This is a genomic window from Campylobacter novaezeelandiae (assembly GCF_004323845.1).
Classification (GTDB): Bacteria; Campylobacterota; Campylobacteria; order Campylobacterales; family Campylobacteraceae; genus Campylobacter_D; species Campylobacter_D novaezeelandiae.
In genome coordinates, this window is the sequence record NZ_QPGR01000003.1 from 1 (window position 1) to 20,485 (window position 20,485).

Below are 20,485 nucleotides of genomic sequence, written 5' to 3' on the forward strand. Positions count from 1 at the left end.
AGCATTTTATTTGATAATAAAGAGAGATATTTTGATTTTATGTTAATAAGTGGAGCTAGTGTTAATGATATTATTAAAATATTAGATGATTTTAAAATGATTAAAAGGGTGAAGGGGTGAAAATGGAAAAGATGGGAATTTTGCTTGAAAATATTGAAGATAGTTTAGGCAAAAATAGAGTGCATATTTTTGATGAAAATGGTGGAGTTATAGGCTCTGATCCTGAGTGTTCTTTTAGCGTACAGGATTTAAAAAAACAAATTAAAGATAAACATGTTCAAATTAAATTTGAAGAAGGGTTTTTTACAATTTGCCCTATTGATGATTCTGTAATTTTTTATAATGAGTCTTTTTCAAAATTACAAAGCGGTTTTGATGTGATTATTAACAAAGGGGATACTTTCAAAATAGGGGATTTAAAATTCCGTTTTGCTGATATTAGTGATATTGATAATGAGGCTATAGAGGCTAAGCTTAAAATAGAAGATATACCAAGACATAATGAATTAGAAATTGCTATAGAGCCTAGATTTAAAGTTAATATTGATCTTAACGACAATATAAAAGAAAATATTAAAGCTAAAAATAATTTAGATTTTGTTAAAGATAAAGAACAAAAAAGCGATACACTACAAATCCAAGATAGTAAGTTATTTGGATACCAAGATCTTTTAGAGCTTATAAGACAAAATTTTAAAGAATTAAAACAAAATCAAAAAAAGATTAATTTTGATCAAAATTCTAGTTTAGAAAGAAAACAAATTGAAGAAATTATAGAAAATATTCCTCTTATAAAGTCTACTAAACTTATTAACATTATTGTTTTGACTTTAATTTCAAAAGAACTTTATAATCCTTTATTTGACGGAATGAAAAATGATTTGTTTATGAGATGTTTGAATTCAGCTATTAAAGATAGTATTAATAATGATAAAGAACTATTTGAAATTTTGAGCTTGATGGCTTTAGAGGCATATAAAGATAAAAGTTAGAAAAAATTTTCTATACTATTTCTCATTTCTAAAGCTTTGGTGTAATGATTGATTTCAGATCTAAATGCACAAGCATTCTTGTGTGTTTTAGAATATTCGTGTAGATGTTTTTTAAAAATATTTACTCCTAAATTTCCATAATGTTTTATAATCTCATCAAAATGAAATAAAATAATTTCTTTTTTTAAAGCCTTATCTATTTTTTTTCCTTCTTTGATTTCATAAAAAATCCAAGGATTTCCAACGCTTGCTCTACCTATCATTAAACCATCACATTTTGTGATATTAAATACTTCATTGGCATTTGAAGCATTAATATCACCATTTGCAATAACTGGAATTTTTACTTGACTTTTAGCATAAGCTATAGATTTATAATCTGCATCCCCGCTATAAAGAGCCTTTCTTGTGCGTCCATGAATACTTATAAAATTTATTTCAAGTTCTTCACAAATTTTAGCCATTTTTTCAGGATATTTATCATCAAATCCTAAGCGAAATTTGACACTAGTTAGAGATTTTTTGTTGTGCTCTTTAATGGTTGCAACAAGTTTTTTAAAAAGATCTAAATCTTTTAGCAAGGCGCTGCCTGCACATTGTTTTACAACTTTATTTACTGGGCATCCGCAATTAAAATCAATCCCGTCTATAAAATCAATTTCATTTAATATCAATACCGCTTTTTTAATAATTTCAGCATCACTTCCTGCAATTTGAACTATATAAGGTTTTTCAAGTTCTGCTTTTTTTAACATATGTAGAGTTTTTTTATTTTCATAAACTAAAGCATTAGAACTTATCATTTCACTAATGGTTACATCAGCACCGAATTTTTTAACAACATTTCTAAATGGCAAATCTGAAAACCCTGCCATAGGAGCTAAAAATAAAGGTTTATTATTAAAATCAATCATACAATTAATTTATCAAGATCAAATTTTTTATGATGTTCTCTTAATAAAAGAATATTAGTAAAGTCGCTAAATTTCTTTTCATCATTTTTAATTTCATTTAATAATTCATCAAACATAGAAAAATGAGCTAAAAGATATAAATACGCTTTTAAAGCTTCGTTGTGATTATCTTTTATTTTTTTAAAAATATTTAAAATTGCATCAGGATTTAAAGATACAGTGCTTGATTTTGCAATTTGCAGGAATTCGCTTTCATTTAAATCAGATCTATTGATTAATACTTCAAATTCGGCCAAGCTTAACTTTAGCTCTTGATTTTTAAAACGATTAATGATAGTTAAAATTTGATCTTGGGTTTTATTTATCTTGATATTTTTTATTTGTTCATATGTGCCTTTTTTTATAAGTATATCAAAAGCATATTCTGAGAGTTCATCTTCTATTTGTTCAAGATATTTTATTTTATTATAAGCATAATTTATATCATTTGCCATATGGTTTTTTTCATTTTGCAAGAATAAAATATTATTTTTTTCAAGTTTAAATTTATTAAGATTGCGGTATTCTCCACGTTTTATACCATCAATGAGATCTAAAATATCATTTATTTTGGAATTTGGTTTGTCTTTTTGATGGGTTTTTAGAATTTTTGTTAAATTAGCAACCTGCTTAAATTCTTTTGTTTGAAAGTTAATTTTTGTTTCTTTTTCCAAAAGTAAGTCAATAATAAAATTTTCAAATTTATTACTATCTTTTAAAAAATATTTAAATTTCAAATAATTTAAAAAACTATAAAAGCTTATATGTAAAATTGTAAAAATTATAAATATAACAAGGACGATAGCAAACCAAGTCATAACAGGAAGTTCTATAGAGTAACTAAAAATATTTAAAGTATAAGTTCCAAGATCAAGATAAAACATAAACAGCATTATAAAAATGGTATATATTAAAGACGCAAATATAAAAAGACTAATTTTCATTGTTTTTGCCTTTTTCTATGATTTCTCTACAAGTGATACAGTATTTTGCATGCGGTTTAATTTTTAATCTTTCTATGCCAATATCATCTTCACAAAGTTCGCATGTGCCATAAATATTATTTTTAATTTTTTCTAAAGCGTCTAAAATTTCATTTAATTCTTCTTTTAAATTTGCACTAATAGCTAAATCAATTTGCGAGTTTGTTTCTATAACTGAAAAATCAATGCTATCACTTGGTGCGCTATTGTGTAAAGCTTCAATTTCCGCTGAGTTACTATGTAAATTTTCTATAATAAAACTTTTGCGTTTTTCGAGAAATTTCTTTAAAAAATTTAAATCATTTTTATTCATGTTGATTCCTATTTGTGGTAAGGGTGATTAAAATTAATACAAAAAGCTCTATAAATTTGTTCCAATAATAAAATTTTCACAAGTTGATGAGCCAAAGTAAAAGAACTAAAACAAAGACTCAAATCTAAAGTATCAATAAATTCTTTACGTAAGCCAAAAGCTCCACCTATAAAAAAATTAACCTCATTTTTATCTTTTAATAATCTAGCAAATTCTAAGCTATTAAGATTTTTACCTCTTTCATCTAATGCTATTGAAAAGTTTTTTTTATAAGGTTCAAAAGCTTTTTCATAGCTTTTTTGGGCCTCTAAAGGACTAATATTTTGTGCAAGAGATATTTTTTGATTAAAAAGGTTAAATTCTTTAATTTGAGAATAATTAGAAATTAATTTGGTGTATTTTTTTGTAAGTTCTTTAAGCTCGTCTTTTTTTTGTATACAAATGATGTTTACACGCAAATTTATTTTCCGCTTAAAAATTTTAAAATATCGCTAAGATATTTTTTTTGTTCGCTTCTTGGAACTATAGCATCTATAAGTCCATGTTCTAATAAAAATTCGGACTTTTGAAAACCTTCTGGAAGTTCAGCACCTATGGTTTGTTTTATCACTCTTGCACCAGCAAACCCTATTAAAGCGCCAGGTTCTGCGATAATGATATCCCCAAGCCATGCAAATGAAGCAGAAACTCCGCCCATTGTAGGATCAGTTAAAACAGATATATAAGGAATTTTTTCTTTAGAGAGAAGTTTTAAAGCAGCACTTGTTTTACTCATTTGCATTAAGGAATAGCTACTTTCTTGCATTCTAGCTCCACCTGAGGCACAAACTATTACTAAAGGGCTTTTACTTACAATAGATCTTTGAACAGCGCGAACAATTTTTTCGCCTTCAACAGATCCAAGACTACCTCCCATAAAAGCAAAGTCAAAAATTACAAGTTGCACTTTAAGAGTGTTTATTAGACATTCTCCACTCACAACGGCACTTTTTCTTCCGGTTTTGCTTTCGCTTTCGGCTAGTCTTTTTTTATAAGATTTGCTATCAACAAATTTTAAAGGGTCATTTGCTTCTAGATTTTGATCAAACTCTATAAAACTTTTCTCATCACATAAAAGTTCGATCCTTTCTTGGGGTGAAATTCTCATATGAAAATCGCATTTAGGGCATACATTAAAGCAAGTTTTAATTTCCTTATAATACATTAAAGCATGACAATTTGGACATTTAACCCAATGCTCTGGCATTTCATTTGGGCTAGGTTGTTTTTTTCTAATTCTTGAAAAGATATCCGCAAAATTCATTAAACACCCTTAAAAATTCTTAGAAAGGGATTATATCAAATTATTCTTAAGTGATTAATAATCGAGTTAATCACCATTAAATCAATATATAAATATATATTGATTAATTTATGTTATTATTTTTATAAAAATATTTTTAGGAGAAATGATGTTTTTAGATATTTTTAAAGAATTTTTATATTTATTTATGGAAATCTCTGTGCTTTTTTTGAGTATTTCTTTTTTAATTTCTATAGTTAATCAAAAATACGAAGGAATTTTCAAAAAACAACTAGGCAATGATAAAATTTCTAGCTATTTTAAAGCTATATTTTTGGGAGCTTTGACGCCATTTTGCTCTTGTTCTACTATACCGCTTTTAAAAGCATTTTTAGAAGCAAAAGTAAAACTTAGCGTATGTTTAGCTTATCTTTTTACCTCGCCACTTATAAATCCTATAATTTTTGCTATGCTTTTTGTTGCTTTTGGTTTAAAACTTAGTTTAATTTATGTAATTTTTTTGGTAGTTTTTATTTTTATTATTTCTTTTATTTTTTCTAAATTTAAAGAAGAGGATTTTTTAAAAATAACTACTAAGTATTCTACGCCAAACATTTTTACTCAAAATGCTAAAAATTTTAATAAAGTTGTTTTTAAGCAAAGTTCTTGCTGTGTCAATAGCCAAAATAAAGAACAGCACAAAATAAATTTTAAAAAGCTTTTTAAAGAAAGTTTTAGAAATTATAAAAAAATATTGCCTTATATTGTTATTGCCATGCTTGTGGGAGCTTTTATTCATGATTTTATCCCGCAAGAAACTTTGCAAAAATACCTAAATGGCAATGAAATTGTAAGTATTATCTTGGCAGCATTCCTTGGGGTTTTGCTTTATTTAAGAGTTGAAACTATTATTCCTATAGGCTTAGTGCTTTTACAAATGGGAATTTCACAAGGGGTGATTATGAGTTTTTTGATAGCAGGTGCTGGATGTTCTTTGCCTGAGCTTATTTTACTAAAACAAATGTTTAAGATGAAATTTTTATTTTTATTTGTGGTAATTATTTTAAGCGTGGCTATATCTTTTGGAATTTTTATCAATATTATTTAAAGGAGTAATAATGAATAGATTTTTAAATGTTATTTCGGCGATAAATGATGAAAGTAGAGTGCTTATTTTATATTATCTTTTGAGACATAAAGAACTTTGTGTATGTAATCTACAAGAGCTTTTAAATATGGGACAATCAAGACTATCAAGACATTTAAAAATTTTAAAAGATGCGGGATTTTTATATGTTAGACGCAAAGGAACTTGGGCTTATTATGGTATCAATGATCAATTTAGTTTATTGCATAGTGATATTTTAAAAAATATCAATGCTTTAGATATGAAAAATTTAGTTTTAGAAAAAAATCTATACGATAATAAAGAATGTTAAATTTTATTGATGGATTTCTTACACTTTGGATATTTTTAGCTATTTTTTTGGGATTAATTTTAGATATTATTTTTTCCTGATATTGCTTTATTTTGGAATTTATTTATAAATATATCATTAACTTTATGTCTTATTTTATGATGTGCCCACCTTTGGCAAAAGTTGATTATATTAAATTTTTAAAAGTATTTAATCATAGAAAGCAAAAGTGCTTTTTATGATTTTAAACTAGATTATTGAATTTTTGTTGATGTTTATTTTTGGCTTTTATTTTAAAGATGATCCTTTATATATGCAAGATATTATTATAAATCTGGCAAGATGTATTACTATGGTTGTTGTATGGAAGATCTAGTGCAAGGCAATAAAGAATTTATAGGTATCTTAGTGACAATAAATAATATTTTTCAAATTTTCCTTTTTTCTACTTTAGCTTATATTTTTTTTTTGGGTTTTTCCCAAGTCTTTTTGATCAAAATTTAGCCATTTATTTAAGTGTTAATTTTTCTATAGATTAGTAAAAATGTCTTGATTTATTTGGGGATTCCTTTTTTAACTGGGTTTTTAACAAGATTTTTACTTTTAAAATACAATAATAAACAATGGTATAAAAACATTTTTTACCAAATTCAATATAACTCTAAGCAATTTGTTATTAACTATTATTATATGTTCTATAAAAAGTGATAAGATATTTCACTTACCTTTGGAGATCTTAAAATAACCTTTATTTCGGCGTTGTATTTCTTGTCGTGTTTTTTCTTGCTTGGTTTATTTCCAAGAAAAATAAAATTTCATATCCTCAACTTGTTCTTTATGTTTTAGTGCAAGTGGAAATAATTTTGAACTAGCTATTATTATTTGCATTGCTACCTTTGGGCTAAATTTAGACCAAATTTTTTCAAATTTTAGTCCTTTGGTGGAGATTCCTGTACTTGTTTTACTTGTAAAATGAGCATTAAGGCATAAAAACAATATCTACTAAGCTCCCATTTTCTAAAATTTCACATTCTTTTGGCGCTATCATTAATGCGGCTTTATTATTAAGATTATTAATGATGGCACTAGAGCCTTCTTTTTTGCCTTCTAAATTTGCCAAAATACGTCCATTTTTAAATTCTACATTGCAAGCTATAAATTCTAAATAAGGCGTTTTTTTCTTATAATTGCCTTGCAAAAAGGCTTTGCAAATATAATCTTTTGGTTGAAGCAGCCAAGCATTTAAAATTTCTCTTGCATAAAGATTGAACATTACCATAGCTGAATAAGGAAAACCAGGTAGAGCGATGATAAATTTTTCATTTGCTTTGGCTATTTTGATATGACGTCCAGGCTTTATATCAGCTTTATTGATAATAAGTTCATATTCTTGAATAGCCTTTTTTAAGAAATCAAAATCCCCCATAGAAACTCCACCCGTTGTAACCAAAATATCACAGCTTTGTAAAGCACTTTTAAGGGTGGAAAAAGTAGCTTTTTCATCATCTTTTAAAAGCGGGAAAACTCTGGTGTCGCAATTTAACTTTTTGGCTAAATTTGCTATAGCTATATGATTTGATGATCTAATTTGAGCAGGATTTTCTAAAGCTTCTCCTAGATCTTTAATCTCGCTTCCGCTGCTTAAAATACCTATAATAGGCTTTATAAATACACTAATATGAAAAAATCCAAGTTCAGCCAAAAGTGCTACCTCGCTATAATTTAGCTTAGTGCCTTTTTTTAGTAAAATTTCATCTTTTTTATAATTTTCTCCAATCTCTCTAACCGCAAAATTTTTAGGAACTTTTTTTTCTATATAAAGCATGTTATTTTCTATGCGTATATTTTCAACAGGCACTAAAGTATCGCTTCCTTCACTCATAAGTGAGCCAGTAAAGGTTTTAACACAAGTGCCATTTAAAACTTTAAATTCAGGCATTTTTCCTGCAGGAGTAATACCTAAAATTTTTAAAGGTTTTTCTTGATCTTCAAATTTAATTGCATAACCGTCCATGGCTGATGTTAAAAATTCAGGTTGATTTTTATCCGCTTTGATATCAGTTGCTAAAATACGCCCTAAGCACTCTGTAAGAGCTATCTTTTCAACCTTTTCATAGGTTTTAATATGAGAGTGTAGAATTTTTAAACTCTCTTCATAAGACATCAACATAAATTATCCTTAATGCTAATTTTATATAGTTACATAAATTTGTCATACTTGATTTCATCATAGAAATGTGTTTAAAAATTATGCTATATTATTTTTTGGTTTTAAATCATTGCAAAAGACCAGCACCTTGTAATTTGCTCGATCTATCTTTTGCATAAATTCTTTTTTTGTTAATTACATCATATTTCCAAATAGGAGCATTTGCTTTAAAATCTTCTACAAAATCATTAATAAGCTTAAGTCCTAGTTTTCTTTGCTTGCTTAAAATTCCTGCAAGATATGAGCTTTCTCCTATTTTAACATCGCCAATGGAGTGTGCAAACATAAATTTTATAGTTTCATTTTGAAATTTTTCTTGCCAAGTATTAAACCAAGATTTAAGCAAAGGCTCATAAATGTCAAAACTTAAGGCTTCTATATTGTTATCATCTCTTACTATGCCACAAAAAGTAAGTAAAGCTCCACAATTTTGTCTCACGCTAAATTCATACCATTTTGCATAAATTTCAGGGATATTTAAAGCTCCTTGAGTGAGTATAAAATTTTGCATCAACCACCACCTACAGGAGGCAAAAGTGAAATTTTATCTCCTGAATTTAAAACTTGATTTTCATCAAAAATGATTTTATCATTTAAGGCAACCGCACAAAGCCCAAGCCATTCCTTTAGACTCTCATCTTGTTTTAAAATTTCTTTTAATTCTTTAAGATTGGAGACTTTAAGTTCTATACTTTCTTTATTAATGGGTCCTAAAAATTCTATTTTAACCATATCTACTCCGTTTTTATTCTATATGATACTAAAATATTTTTAATATCAATCTTCATAATATTAAATTTTAAATTTAAAAAATTGATTTATATATTTTATTGAAATTCGTTATAAAAATAGTTGATTTTAAAATAGCTTTAAGGGGGGGGGTATAATCATTTTTTATTTTTTTAAGGAGAAAATTTATGGTTAAAACCTCATTTTATGCAAACAAAGTTTTATTGGGATTAAGTTTGGGGGCTATTTTAAATGCAAATGCATTAGTAAGTCAAACTATTGATATAAATTATACAGAATCAGGGAGCAATTTCCAAGATAAATTCCAATATGATAAAAATACTCAAACTTGGACTCCTACTTTTGGATTAAATGAAGATACTATTATAAATATTGGAATTTGGGATTTTCCTGATTATGATGGAAATGATGAAATTTATCAAGAAGAAATGAAATTAAATATTGAATTAGCCAAGGATAAAACTTTAACTTTTAATAATAACAATAAAAAATTACTAGCAGAACAAAAGAATCCAGTTAATATAAATAATCTTAATGCCAGCGCTAAAAAAGTTGAAGCTACTGATATTATATTTCATTTCACAAAACCTTCAACGATTAATGCAGATTTTAGTGTAGTAGGCACAACAGAAGATGCTCCAGTAAATGATGAAGAAACAGGTTCGGTTATAAGTATAGGAGGAGGAGGTGCTTCTTTTGCTAATCAAATTAATACAGGTTCTTTAACTATCAATGGAAATTTTAATGCTTCTAAAACTTTGATTTTATCTAATGTAGAAAATGCTTTTAAAGTAAATGGAACAGCTACTATTAAAAATTCAAATTTTGGTATTTTAAGAACAACTTATAGTGAACTTGAGGCAAATGATTTTGTTTTAATAAGAGCAAAAGAATTTAATAGTGATATTTTGGATAAGAGTGCCAATAATGCGGCTGGAGCTGTTTTATTTAAAGATTTAAATTCTTATTTAAGTACCAATAATGAAATTTTAAAGGATAAAAACAAATATAAAGATATTCTTCATACTGGCTACACTATAGATATTTCAGCTCCGGATAATTCTTTTGGATCTCTTGTTGATTATAAATTTGATATTAAAAATTGTAGTGGTGATAAATGTTTGGTTATTAATGGAGGGGCAAATGCTAATGCTAAAAATCTTCTTACTCAATTAAAAGTAGATATAGTTGCCCTAGATGCACTATTGGCTGAACTAGATACAAGTGCTCAAGGTTATGAGTTAGCAAAAGTAGATCTTGAAAATCAAAAAAGTGAAATTCAAAAACTTATTGATGAAGCAAATAAAAATGGTGGTAAGATAGATGATAATAAATATTTACAAACCATAGCGCCAAATTTAGCAGGAAATGATAAAAGTGCGGTTTTAGTTTTAAGAGATGCGGCTACTTTATTGGGAGCAATAGGAGCTGATTTAGCCAGTAGAGAAGGTGTGGAATTGGCACTAAATATTAAAAAAGATACAGATAATACTGGAAAAAATATATCTAATCTCAACTCAGCTTCTAATGCAACCAATACTACTATAAATGTATCTAATGATGTAGCTATTACTCAAAGAATAGCAATGCTTAATAATCCTTATGGAAATTATGCTTTAAAAATGAGCAATCTAAAATTTGCCGCTTTAGAAAGCGATATGAGACCAAATTATATAAATGATTATGCTAATAGTATATGGGCAAATGCTTTTGGTGGAGCTAACATTATCGATGGAGATAGTGCGGCTTTATATGGTGCAACTATAGGTGCTGATAGACAAGCAAAAGATAATGTTTTACTAGGGACTTATTTTACTTATGCAAAATCAACTATTAAAGATAAACCTTTAGAACAAAAAAGCGATAATTTTCAATTAGGTTTTTATTCTATAATCAATTTAAGCCCTAAAACGGAGTTAAATTTAAGAGCTTATGGGCAAATTTCACCTACTAAGCAAAATAATGTTTTAGTTGATGGAGCTTATAAGGCTGATTATACAAGTAAATTCTTTGGGCTTAGTGCTAATTTAGGTCGTATTTTTGATTTTAGCGATAATACTTCATTTATTAAGCCTTTTGCGGGTGTAAATTATTATTATAGCTATACTCCATCTTATATAGACAAAGGGATTATTTCTAAAAATATTGATTCTATGAGTAATAATTCTTTTTCTCTTGAAATAGGAGCTGAATTTAGAAAATACATGAATGAAAATTCTTATCTTTTTATCACTCCAAAAATAGAGCAATTTATTATTAATAATGGAGATGATTATGTGGCAAATCTAGCTGTAAATAACGCTTTTTTTACAAGTGTAAAGGCAAATGATAAGAAAAAAACTTATGCTCAAGTAGTATTAGGTGGAAATTTAAACATCAATGAAAGATTAAGTTTTAATGCTGGGTTTGGTGCTAAACAAATATTAGCAGGTAAAGTAGATAATAAAAATGAAACTTATATAAGCGGACAAATAGGGCTTAAGTATAAGTTTTGATTGTTTGCTTGATTGATTAAATTTTTCTAATAGAGTTTATTCTATTAGAAAAATTCCTTTATTGCAAATATTTATTTTAGTTGAGTAAAGGATTACTATTTTCTGAGCCTTGGGTTTTATATTTTTTAACTACTATGCCTCTTTTATTAAATTCAAAAACAGTGCTTTCATCTTTATCAAATCCAGGTAAAGAAGTAATTCTAGTAAAATCATAATACCATATTTCTTTATTGCCTATATTTGTTTTTCTTATAGGATAGCCTATAATTTTTTCTATATCTTCTTGCGTGCTTTTTCCTATAATAATTGCATCTAATTTATTTTGATTAACTTCTAATCCTTTTGATAACAAGCACTTAAGCTAAGTCCTAAGAAAATCCATAAAATGTATTTCATAAAATTCTCCTTATTGTTTATCTTTTAAAGCTTTTGAGATTTTTTGTTCAACTTTATATTGATTAAGAGCATAAATAGTCTAAATCATAGCAACCAACCAATAAGAGTGATTTGCAAAATAAGACAAATTAAAGCAGCAAAAGGTCTTTTAATGGTTAAAAACCAAGCCAAGGCAAGATAAAACAAATTATTAATCTCATATTTATCCTTTATTTAAAAATAAAAATTCCATTATACCCCACCCCATAAAAATAAGCTTAAATATAGTTATAAATTTGAATTTTGTAGAGTTTTGGTGAAAAATTGTAGATTAAAATTATTTTTGGAATTTCAATACCAAAAAAGGTATTGAAAGTTATTTTTGTATTTCTAAGATACCCATCATACCTAAATCTTCATGTTCTAAGATATGACAATGATACATTCTAATACCTTCATAATTTTGCACCATTCTAAGCCTTAATTCTTCATTTGGACGCACGTTAATAGTATCTCTTAAGGCTCTAAAATTTGCTTTTGCAGTTTTGCCATTTAGTTTAGAGCTTATAAGTTCAAATTGTGTTCCGTGTATATGAAAAGGATGATCCATATGAGATTTATTTATAATGACCCAATCTTCTACTTCATTTAATTTTGATTTAAGATCAATACGTTTCATATCAAAAACTTTTCCATTTAGTAAAAACATAGAAGCAAGAGATTTTTTTATCTCATCTTCACTTTTTTTGTCTATACCATGCATTTGCATGTGATCTTCGCTCATAATGACTTCTTTAAAATTCTTAGGCTCTTCTTGTTTTTTGAATTTTTTTAAAGTTGAAGGGATATTGTTAGGATTTTTTTCTATTTTAATATCTGCTAAAAATAAATTTTTAGGTTCTTCTTTTATGAGCATTTTATCTCTATCATAATAAAGACTTTCTAGTTTAAATTCTCCTAGTTTATCAGCTTTTATTAGAACTTCAACTCTAGATGCAGGAGATAAGAATAATTCTTCTTGTTCTATAGGTTTTTCTATAAGTCCACCGTCTGTGCCAACAAGAATGAATTTTGCATTTTGAATCTTTAAATTTAAATATCTTGCTGAGCAAAAATTATAAATACGTATTCTTTCTGCATTAATTGTAATTTTAGGTTTTAATTGTCCGTTGATTAAAACGATTTCACCTTCTCTTCCATTGAGCCAATCATTTAAATTATTTTCAGGAATTTGAGCTTTATCATCTAAACGTAGATCGCTAATAACTAAATCTTTTTCTTCTAGATGAGATAAGGCATCTTTTTTAGCTTTTACTACAAAGACTCCAGCTAAACCCATAAAAACTTGTTTGGCTGTGATGTAGTGAGGGTGCGGGTGATACCAGTAAGTTCCTGCACAATTTTGTGGTAAAGTAAAACGGTAAATTCTCTCTCTTCCTGCTAGAATAGGATCATGAGGATTGCCATCTTGATCAGGTGGTACTGGAAGCCCGTGCCAATGAATCGTAGTTGGTTCTTTGAGTTTATTTTTAACAAGAATTTCTATAGTATCTCCTTCATAAACTTCTATTTTGGGTCCAGGGATAAGATCATTATAGGTATAGAATTTGGTTTTAAAACCTTTAATAATTTCTAATTGACTTTCTTTAATTTCTATAGTGGCTCTAAAAAAATTTTTTTCTTTGCTTTCATTTTTGAGAAGTTTTAAGGCATTTAAATTTTGATGAGCTGGAAATTTTTTTTCATCTATTAAATTTACATTTTTGCTTAATTTTATAAAGCTTGTATCTATATTTGAGGAATTTGTTAAATTCATAGAATGCATGTTATGCATATTGTGAGAATTTGCAGCATAAGCTATACTTGCACTAACACCTGTTAAAATATTAAATTTTAAAAATTGTCTTCTATTCATTATTTATCCTTTTTGCTTGGGTTTTTGATTATATTATTTAAAATTTAAATGTTAGTAAATGTTAAAATATGCATTATGAAATATTTTTATTAAGGTAATGAAATGTTTGATTTTGATGTGAAAACTCCAGCTTATATTTTAGAAGAGAATAAATTAAGAAAAAATTGCGAACTTTTAGCAAGTGTAGGTGAAAAAAGTGGTGTTAAGGTATTGTTGGCTTTAAAAGGTTTTGCGTTTTCAGGAGCTTTGAAAATAGTAGGAGAATATTTGCAAGGTTGCACGTGTAGTGGACTTTGGGAGGCAAAATTTGCTAAAGAATATATGGATAAAGAAATTCATACTTATTCTCCTGCTTTTAAGGATGATGAGATAAAGCAAATTTCGGATTTATCTCATCATATAGTGTTTAATTCTTTGTATCAGTTTGAAAAATTTAAAAATTTATGCTCTAAAAATTCTTTAGGACTTCGTTGTAATTTGGAATTTTCTTTAGCACCAAAAGAGCTTTATAACCCTTGTGGAAGATATTCAAGACTTGGAATTCTAAGTAAAGATTTAGAAAATGTGGATTTAGATGGCATAAAAGGACTTCATTTTCATGCGCTCTGTGAAGAAAGTGCTAATGCCTTAGAAGCCGTTTTAAAAGTATTTGAAACAAAATTTGGCAAATGGATTAAAAAAATGCAATGGGTTAATTTTGGTGGTGGACATCATATTACAAAAAAGGGTTATGATGTTGAAAAAATCATTACTTTATGTAAAAATTTTAGCGATAAATACGGTGTGCAAGTTTATCTTGAACCTGGCGAAGCAGTTGGCTGGCAAAGCGGTGTTTTATTAGCAAGTGTAGTTGATATAGTTGAAAATGAGAAAAAAATAGCTATTTTAGATGTCTCAAGTGAAGCTCATATGCCAGATACTATTATAATGCCTTATACAAGTGAGGTTTTAGATGCAAGGATCTTAACAACAAGAGAAAACGAAAAGATTTCAAATTTGCAAAAAGGAGAGTTTGCTTATCTTTTAACAGGAAATACTTGTTTGGCTGGAGATGTAATGGGTGAATATGCTTTTAAAAAAGAATTAAAACGGGGAGATAAAGTAGTATTTTTAGATCAAATTCATTATTCTATAGTTAAAAATACTACATTTAATGGAGTAATACTTCCTAATTTAATGCTTATAAATCAAAAAAATAAGCTTCAAATGGTAAGAGAATTTTCTTATGAAGACTATGCTAGAAGGAATTAATATTATTTCCAAATAGCATAAAATAATCTATATCAATGAATGTTTATATATTTTAATTTATATTTTATTTGAGCGCTTATAATGATGATTTAGATTAATCAATGCCTATGTTTTAGTTGTTTGAATTAATTTTGGCTTCTAATTTTTTTATAAAATTCAGTTTTTTTTAAAACAAATAATACTAAGATAAATTTTGTATAAAATAAGGTAGAATCAAATATTAAGCCATATTTGCATAATAAAAACTTATTTTATTTCCTAAATTTTAACAAAGAATTTTATCTAGGATTTTGTATGGATTTAGACAAATTAAGACTAGCTAGAAGTCTTTATTATCAATGTTTCGGAGAGCTTTTTATATTTTCTTTTTCTAAACAGAGATTAGCTTCTTTAAATGACTGTTTAAAAGTAATGAAAGAAAATTTATTTGATGAAAGTTTGATTGATAGTTTTGATATTTTGCTCGAAAATTCTAAAACAAAATTAAATTTATTTTTTAATGAATATGATAATCTTTTCTTATCTTTTAAAAATTCTATTCCTACGACTTTTTCTTATCTTGAGGAGGGTTTTGAAAATTCAAGGGCACTTATTTGTGTTAGGGAAATTCTTATGAAAAGCAAAATAAGACGCAATGAGAATTTTTTCAAAGATAGCGAAGATAATATAGGTTTTTGCTTTTTTTTAATGAGTGAATTTTTAAAACAAGAAGAGCTTTTAGCAAAAGAACTATTTGAAAAGGTTATTAATCAAAGTATTGATGAGTTTATTATTTTAATTTTGGAGCACCAAGAAGCAAAGCTTTATAAAGAAATAGCTTATATTCTAGGTGCTTTTATAGAATTTGAAAGGTCTTGTTTTAAACTTAGTAAAAATACAAAGACTATTTCTAAAAAAGTACAAAATGATTTATCTAGATCTGAATTCTTAAGAAGAGAGGCAAATAAAAAAAGGAGGGTAGGTGAAAAATCGTAGAGAGTTTCTTAAGCGATCAGCGTTAGCTTTAGGTGGCGTTAGTTTATTGTCTGGTGTAAATTTAGCTTTAGCTAAAGATGAAGATCGTAAGGATTTAATCAAGGGTAAGAGTAAAAAAAAAGAAATACTTTTTCAAAGAAGTGCTAATTGGGAAAATTATTATATAAAGGCTGAGTGATGTCAAGTATAAATGAAAATATCAAACTTAATCGTCGTAACTTTTTAAAGATGGCTGCACTCTCTTCTTTAGCAACACCTCTTTTAGCAAGAAGTGAGAGTATCAGAGAGGCAAGCGAGAGTGAATTAAAAGAAGCTTATGAAGGTAGCAAGAAAGTAAAAACAGTTTGCACAGCTTGTTCTGTTGGTTGTGGAATCATTGCAGAGGTAAAAAATGGTGTTTGGGTGCGTCAAGAAATCGCTCAAGATCATCCTATAAGCTCAGGAGGACACTGTTGCAAAGGCTCTGATATGATTGATATGGTGCGTTCACATGTGCGTTTAAAATATCCTATGAAAAAAGAAAATGGAGAGTGGAAACGCATAAGCTATGAACAAGCTTTAAATGAAATTGGAGAAAAATTAGCTTCTTATCGCAAAGAAAATCCTGAAAGTGTTATGTTTTTAGGTTCTGCAAAAATGAGCAATGAGCAAGCTTATTATGTGCGTAAATTTGCAGCATTTTTTGGAACAAATAATATAGATCATCAAGCTAGAATTTGACACAGCGCAACAGTCGCCGGTGTGGCGAATACATTTGGTTATGGCGCTATGACAAACCATCTTGGAGATATACAAAGAAGTAAATGTATTATTATTATTGGAGCAAATCCAGCTGTAAATCATCCTGTAGGCTTTAGACATTTTTTAAAAGCAAAAGAAAAGGGAGCAAAACTTATCGTTGTGGATCCTAGGTTTACAAAAAGTGCAGCTAAAGCGGATATTTATGCAAGAATTCGCCCAGGAACTGATATTGCCTTTATGTATGGAATGCTAAAAATTATTTTCGATGAAGGTTTAGAAGATACAAAATATCTTGATGAAAGAGTTTTTGGGATTGATAAAATCCGTGAAGAGGCAGCAAAATGGACAGCTGAAGAAGTAGAAAATGTCACAGGAATTTCAAAAGAACTTTTAGTGCAAATTACTCATGAAGTGGCTAAAAATAAACCAACTACGCTTATTTGGGCTATGGGTTTAACCCAACATACAGTAGGAACTTCAAATACGCGTTTAGCTCCTATTGTGCAAATGGTACTTGGAAATATAGGTAAATTTGGTGGCGGAGTTAATATCTTACGCGGGCATGACAATGTTCAAGGTGCTTCAGATATGGCGTGTTTGAGTGAAAATTTGCCAGGCTATTATCCCTTAAATGAGGCGACTTGGAGATATTATGCCAAAATTTGGGGCGTAGATTATGAGTGGCTTTTGGGAAATTTTGTAAGCAAAGATTGGATGCATAAAACTGGGCTTTCACTTGCTAGATGGTGGGCAGCAGCTTTAAATGGTAAAGATGGAAATGATGCTATTGATAATGCAGGAACACCTTTAAAAGCTTTAGTAGTTATGGGAAATGGTATCACTTCAACTGCACAGCAAGTTAAAGTAAAAGAAGGTTTAGAGGCTTTAGAGCTTTTAGTTTTAGCTGATCCTTTTGTGAATGAAGCAGGAATTATTGCAGAAAGAAAAGATGGAATTTATCTTTTACCTGCAGCAACTCAGTTTGAAACAAGTGGAAGTGTAACAGCGACAAATCGTAGTGGACAGTGGAGATTTAAAGTTATAGACCCGCTTTATGAAAGCATGGAAGATCAAGAAATTTTATTTGAACTTTCTAAAAGACTTGGTTTTTATGAAGATTTTACTAAGACCTTGCGTGATGAAAAAGGTGAAATTCTTTGGCCTGAAAATGCTACAAGAGAAATTGCTAAAGCAGTTAGAAGTATAGGACTTAATGGCTGGAGCCCTGAAAGACTTAAAAAACATACTTTATACTGGGATAAATTTGATGAGGTAACTTTGGAAGGTAAAGATGAAGTTGCAGGTGAATATTATGGACTTCCTTGGCCTTGTTGGAGTGATAAACATCCAGGTTCTCCTGTGCTTTACAATACTGATATCGAAGTAGCAAAAGGTGGTATGGGCTTTAGAAATAATTTTGGACTTGAATATGAAGGTGAAAGTTTATTAGCTAAAAATGCACCTTTAAATTCTCCTATTAATACAGGTTATCCACAAATAACCAAAGATAATATAGAAAAAGTTCTAGGTATCACTTTAAGTGCAGAGGAAAAAGCTAAAATGGGTTCTACTTGGTCTTATGATGATAGTAATATCATAGCAACTAAATGTATAGAAAAAGGCATAGTTCCTTATGGAAATGCTAAAGCTAGAGCTGTGGTTTGGACCTTTAAAGACAAAATTCCACTTCACCGCGAACCTTTGCATTCTCCAAGAAATGATTTAGTGCAAAAATATCCTAGCTTTGAAGATCAAAAAGCACTTTATCGTGTGGATACTAAATTTATTTCTGTGCAACAAGCCAAAGATTATTCTAAAGAATTTCCACTTAATCTTGTTACTGCAAGGCTTGTAAATTTAAATGGTGCAGGTATGGAAAATAGAGCATCTATGTATTTAACACGTTTAACACCTGAAATGTTTTGCGAGATTAATCCTGAGTTAGCAAAAGAACAAAACATTAAAGCAGGGGATATGATTTGGGTACATTCTCCAGAGGGAACTAAAATTCATGTCAGAGTAAAGGTTAATCCAAGTGTAGCAAAAGATATGATATTCTTGCCTTTCCATTTTACAGGGGTTATGCAAGGGGTAGATTTAACGCATAATTTCCCTAAAGGAACTAAGCCTTATGCAAGTGGAGAAAGTGCTAACACTGTAACAAATTATGGTTATGATATTATGTGTCAGATTCCAGAGACTAAAGGTGGTCTTTGTAGAATCAGTAAGGATGGAAAATGAGTAAGGTAAATTTTGCAAATTTAGAAAAAGAACGTTTAAAATTCTTTTGTGATAACGAACGTTGTATTGACTGTAATGGTTGTGCAGTAGCTTGTGATGAGGCGCATGAACTTCCTATTAATATCCGTCGTCGTCGTGTGATTACTTTAAATGAAGGAATTCAAGGAAAAGAGGTTTCAACTTCTATTTCTTGTATGCATTGTGATGATGCGCCTTGTTCTATTGTTTGTCCTGTGGATTGTTTTTATATCCGTGCTGATGGTATTGTTTTGCATGATAAAGAAATTTGTATAGGTTGTGGGTATTGTCTTTATGCTTGTCCTTTTGGCGCACCTCAATTTCCAAAAGATAGTGTTTTTGGAAATAAAGGTATTATGGATAAATGTACTATGTGCGCAGGAGGTCCTGAAGAAACCAATTCAGAAAAAGAAAGAGAGCTTTATGGACAAAATCGTATCGCAGAAGGTAAAGTTCCTGTATGTGCAGCTATGTGTTCAACAAAAGCACTTTTAGTAGGAGAGAGCTCGAAGATTGAAGAAATTTATCATAATAGGCTTATGAATAGAAATTATGGTATTTTAAATCCTTCAGAAAGCATAGAGTGGAAAATCGCCTATACAGGAAAGGAGCGTTTATGATAAAAGTATTTACAATGCTTTTAGCAAGTTTTGTAAGTTTATTTGCTTATGGCAATGAGAGAATGGGACAAGATACTCAAATTTGGGATTTTCACCGTATCACAAATATTTCAAATTACGATACCTTTGGTAAGCTTTGGACAACTTTACAAGGTGAATACATAGCGACTATAGCCTTAATAGCTGTAATTGCTGTATTGGCCGCATTTGCTTTACATTATATGGTTATAGGCCCTAAGCAGTTTTCTCATGATGGAAAGAAAATCTATGCTTTTACTTTATTTGAAAGACTTTTTCATTTTATAGCAGCTATCTCTTGGGTTATTTTGGTTCCAACAGGTTTTGTTATGATGTTTGGATCTTATTTTGGAGGCGGAGTTTTTGTAAGAGTTTGTAAAAATTTACATGCTTTTGCAACGATTTTATTTATTATTTCTATTATTCCTATGTTTTTATGCTGGATTAAAAGAATGCTTCCTGCAAGTTATGATATTAGATGGATGATGATAGTTGGAGGTTATTTAAGCAAAGTAAAACGTCCTGTGCCCGCAGGCAAATTTAATTTTGGTCAAAAATCATGGTATTACATTGCTGTATTTGGTGGCTTTTTGATGATTATTACAGGTGGATTTATGTATTTTCTTGATTTTAATTCCACAGCTATTCAAAATCTTTTTGGCTTAACTCAAATTGAACTTTTAAGAATTTCAGCTATAGTGCATAATTTCTTAGGTATAGTTTGTGCAGTATTTTTTGGCGTGCATATTTATATGGCAGTATTTGCAATCAAAGGTAGCATTCATTCTATGATTAGTGGTTATAAAGAAGAAGAAGAGGTTTATATACTTCATTCTTATTGGTATAAAGAGTTAAGTGGTAAAAAACAGATTGAACCTAGTTTTTCTTATGATCCTAGTGTTAAATTTTAAATTCTTTTGACTTTCTAAAAAATTT

20 protein-coding genes are annotated in these 20,485 nt (G+C 28.7%); 10 read left to right on the plus strand and 10 right to left on the minus strand.

Features of this window, described 5'->3' with window-relative positions:
- Window positions 1-122 precede the first annotated feature (122 nt).
- Window positions 123-992 (plus strand): FHA domain-containing protein, encoded by an 870-nt coding sequence (locus DU473_RS02175; RefSeq protein ID WP_131163067.1) that lies wholly within the window; start codon window positions 123-125, stop codon window positions 990-992.
- Here the strand turns inward: DU473_RS02175 and DU473_RS02180 are convergent.
- The 5 genes from DU473_RS02180 to accD are packed head-to-tail and all read right to left on the minus strand — an operon-like array spanning window position 989 to window position 4,544.
- Window positions 989-1,906 carry a tRNA dihydrouridine synthase gene (locus DU473_RS02180; RefSeq protein WP_131186450.1) on the minus strand — a complete coding sequence of 306 codons (918 nt, stop codon included), beginning with the start codon at window positions 1,904-1,906 and terminating at the stop codon, window positions 989-991. The genes DU473_RS02175 and DU473_RS02180 overlap by 4 nt on opposite strands.
- Window positions 1,903-2,889 (minus strand): hypothetical protein, encoded by a 987-nt coding sequence (locus DU473_RS02185; protein WP_131186451.1) that lies wholly within the window; start codon window positions 2,887-2,889, stop codon window positions 1,903-1,905. The genes DU473_RS02180 and DU473_RS02185 overlap by 4 nt, the downstream gene beginning before the upstream one ends.
- Window positions 2,879-3,241, minus strand: a complete 363-nt coding sequence (gene dksA, locus DU473_RS02190; RefSeq protein WP_131163070.1) for an RNA polymerase-binding protein DksA — start codon at window positions 3,239-3,241, stop codon at window positions 2,879-2,881. The genes DU473_RS02185 and dksA overlap by 11 nt, the downstream gene beginning before the upstream one ends.
- Window positions 3,242-3,249: 8 nt before the next feature.
- The gene (locus tag DU473_RS02195; protein WP_131163071.1) at window positions 3,250-3,699 is read right to left on the minus strand and encodes a 23S rRNA (pseudouridine(1915)-N(3))-methyltransferase RlmH; all 450 of its coding nucleotides are present in this window, start codon (window positions 3,697-3,699) and stop codon (window positions 3,250-3,252) included.
- A 2-nt stretch (window positions 3,700-3,701) separates the two neighbouring features.
- The gene (gene accD, locus DU473_RS02200) at window positions 3,702-4,544 is read right to left on the minus strand and encodes an acetyl-CoA carboxylase, carboxyltransferase subunit beta (protein WP_131163072.1); all 843 of its coding nucleotides are present in this window, start codon (window positions 4,542-4,544) and stop codon (window positions 3,702-3,704) included.
- A gap of 148 nt (window positions 4,545-4,692) precedes the next feature.
- On the opposite strand from accD, the gene DU473_RS02205 reads away from it, so the two are divergent.
- Both DU473_RS02205 and DU473_RS02210 read left to right on the plus strand, forming a co-directional pair.
- Complete coding sequence (locus DU473_RS02205; RefSeq protein ID WP_131163073.1) at window positions 4,693-5,631, plus strand: permease; 939 nt, start codon at window positions 4,693-4,695, stop codon at window positions 5,629-5,631.
- A 10-nt stretch (window positions 5,632-5,641) separates the two neighbouring features.
- Window positions 5,642-5,962, plus strand: a complete 321-nt coding sequence (locus DU473_RS02210) for an ArsR/SmtB family transcription factor (protein ID WP_131163074.1) — start codon at window positions 5,642-5,644, stop codon at window positions 5,960-5,962.
- Between the two features lie 958 nt (window positions 5,963-6,920).
- Here DU473_RS02210 and DU473_RS02220 read toward each other — a convergent pair.
- The 3 genes from DU473_RS02220 to DU473_RS02230 all read right to left on the minus strand — a co-directional run bounded on the left by DU473_RS02220 (window position 6,921) and on the right by DU473_RS02230 (window position 8,882).
- Window positions 6,921-8,111 (minus strand): molybdopterin molybdotransferase MoeA, encoded by a 1,191-nt coding sequence (locus tag DU473_RS02220; RefSeq protein ID WP_131186452.1) that lies wholly within the window; start codon window positions 8,109-8,111, stop codon window positions 6,921-6,923.
- A 106-nt stretch (window positions 8,112-8,217) separates the two neighbouring features.
- Window positions 8,218-8,661: a molybdopterin synthase catalytic subunit gene (locus DU473_RS02225; RefSeq protein ID WP_131163076.1), complete on the minus strand. Its 444-nt coding sequence runs from the start codon at window positions 8,659-8,661 to the stop codon at window positions 8,218-8,220.
- Window positions 8,661-8,882 carry a MoaD/ThiS family protein gene (locus tag DU473_RS02230; RefSeq protein WP_131163077.1) on the minus strand — a complete coding sequence of 74 codons (222 nt, stop codon included), beginning with the start codon at window positions 8,880-8,882 and terminating at the stop codon, window positions 8,661-8,663. Before DU473_RS02230 ends, DU473_RS02225 begins: the two co-directional genes overlap by 1 nt.
- A 185-nt stretch (window positions 8,883-9,067) precedes the next feature.
- Here DU473_RS02230 and DU473_RS02235 point away from each other — a divergent pair, with 185 nt between their 5' ends.
- Window positions 9,068-11,395 carry an autotransporter outer membrane beta-barrel domain-containing protein gene (locus DU473_RS02235; protein ID WP_131186453.1) on the plus strand — a complete coding sequence of 776 codons (2,328 nt, stop codon included), beginning with the start codon at window positions 9,068-9,070 and terminating at the stop codon, window positions 11,393-11,395.
- Between the two features lie 76 nt (window positions 11,396-11,471).
- On the opposite strand, the gene bamE is transcribed toward DU473_RS02235, so the two are convergent.
- Window positions 11,472-11,747 (minus strand): outer membrane protein assembly factor BamE domain-containing protein, encoded by a 276-nt coding sequence (bamE, locus tag DU473_RS02240; RefSeq protein WP_131186454.1) that lies wholly within the window; start codon window positions 11,745-11,747, stop codon window positions 11,472-11,474.
- Between the two features lie 399 nt (window positions 11,748-12,146).
- A complete protein-coding gene (locus DU473_RS02245) occupies window positions 12,147-13,685 on the minus strand; it encodes a multicopper oxidase family protein (protein WP_131186455.1) in 1,539 nt (512 codons plus the stop codon).
- Window positions 13,686-13,787: 102 nt separating this feature from the next.
- Here DU473_RS02245 and nspC point away from each other — a divergent pair, with 102 nt between their 5' ends.
- The 6 genes from nspC (at window position 13,788) to DU473_RS02280 (ending at window position 20,460) form a co-directional block, all read left to right on the plus strand.
- A complete protein-coding gene (nspC, locus tag DU473_RS02250) occupies window positions 13,788-14,936 on the plus strand; it encodes a carboxynorspermidine decarboxylase (protein ID WP_131165729.1) in 1,149 nt (382 codons plus the stop codon).
- A gap of 294 nt (window positions 14,937-15,230) precedes the next feature.
- The gene (locus tag DU473_RS02255; protein ID WP_131186456.1) at window positions 15,231-15,911 is read left to right on the plus strand and encodes a TorD/DmsD family molecular chaperone; all 681 of its coding nucleotides are present in this window, start codon (window positions 15,231-15,233) and stop codon (window positions 15,909-15,911) included.
- Complete coding sequence (locus DU473_RS02260; RefSeq protein WP_131163084.1) at window positions 15,898-16,089, plus strand: twin-arginine translocation signal domain-containing protein; 192 nt, start codon at window positions 15,898-15,900, stop codon at window positions 16,087-16,089. Before DU473_RS02255 ends, DU473_RS02260 begins: the two co-directional genes overlap by 14 nt.
- Window positions 16,089-18,893, plus strand: coding sequence for a formate dehydrogenase subunit alpha (locus tag DU473_RS02270; protein WP_131165726.1), 2,805 nt, complete (start codon window positions 16,089-16,091; stop codon window positions 18,891-18,893). Before DU473_RS02260 ends, DU473_RS02270 begins: the two co-directional genes overlap by 1 nt.
- Window positions 18,890-19,531, plus strand: a complete 642-nt coding sequence (fdh3B, locus tag DU473_RS02275; protein ID WP_131163086.1) for a formate dehydrogenase FDH3 subunit beta — start codon at window positions 18,890-18,892, stop codon at window positions 19,529-19,531. Before DU473_RS02270 ends, fdh3B begins: the two co-directional genes overlap by 4 nt.
- On the plus strand, window positions 19,528-20,460 hold the full coding sequence (locus DU473_RS02280; protein WP_131163087.1) for a formate dehydrogenase subunit gamma: 933 nt from the start codon (window positions 19,528-19,530) through the stop codon (window positions 20,458-20,460). Before fdh3B ends, DU473_RS02280 begins: the two co-directional genes overlap by 4 nt.
- The last annotated feature ends 25 nt before the right edge of the window (window positions 20,461-20,485 follow it).

Coding starts and splice junctions, on each gene's coding strand:
- DU473_RS02210 (WP_131163074.1), top strand. CDS start 5,642: ATGAATAGATTTTTAAATGTTATTTCGGCGATAAATGATGAAAGTAGA.
- DU473_RS02255 (WP_131186456.1), top strand. CDS start 15,231: ATGGATTTAGACAAATTAAGACTAGCTAGAAGTCTTTATTATCAATGT.
- nspC (WP_131165729.1), top strand. CDS start 13,788: ATGTTTGATTTTGATGTGAAAACTCCAGCTTATATTTTAGAAGAGAAT.
- DU473_RS02225 (WP_131163076.1), bottom strand. CDS start 8,661: ATGCAAAATTTTATACTCACTCAAGGAGCTTTAAATATCCCTGAAATT.
- DU473_RS02235 (WP_131186453.1), top strand. CDS start 9,068: ATGGTTAAAACCTCATTTTATGCAAACAAAGTTTTATTGGGATTAAGT.
- DU473_RS02245 (WP_131186455.1), bottom strand. CDS start 13,685: ATGAATAGAAGACAATTTTTAAAATTTAATATTTTAACAGGTGTTAGT.
- DU473_RS02175 (WP_131163067.1), top strand. CDS start 123: ATGGAAAAGATGGGAATTTTGCTTGAAAATATTGAAGATAGTTTAGGC.
- DU473_RS02230 (WP_131163077.1), bottom strand. CDS start 8,882: ATGGTTAAAATAGAATTTTTAGGACCCATTAATAAAGAAAGTATAGAA.
- DU473_RS02180 (WP_131186450.1), bottom strand. CDS start 1,906: ATGATTGATTTTAATAATAAACCTTTATTTTTAGCTCCTATGGCAGGG.
- fdh3B (WP_131163086.1), top strand. CDS start 18,890: ATGAGTAAGGTAAATTTTGCAAATTTAGAAAAAGAACGTTTAAAATTC.
- DU473_RS02185 (WP_131186451.1), bottom strand. CDS start 2,889: ATGAAAATTAGTCTTTTTATATTTGCGTCTTTAATATATACCATTTTT.
- dksA (WP_131163070.1), bottom strand. CDS start 3,241: ATGAATAAAAATGATTTAAATTTTTTAAAGAAATTTCTCGAAAAACGC.
- accD (WP_131163072.1), bottom strand. CDS start 4,544: ATGAATTTTGCGGATATCTTTTCAAGAATTAGAAAAAAACAACCTAGC.
- DU473_RS02220 (WP_131186452.1), bottom strand. CDS start 8,111: ATGTTGATGTCTTATGAAGAGAGTTTAAAAATTCTACACTCTCATATT.
- DU473_RS02205 (WP_131163073.1), top strand. CDS start 4,693: ATGTTTTTAGATATTTTTAAAGAATTTTTATATTTATTTATGGAAATC.
- DU473_RS02280 (WP_131163087.1), top strand. CDS start 19,528: ATGATAAAAGTATTTACAATGCTTTTAGCAAGTTTTGTAAGTTTATTT.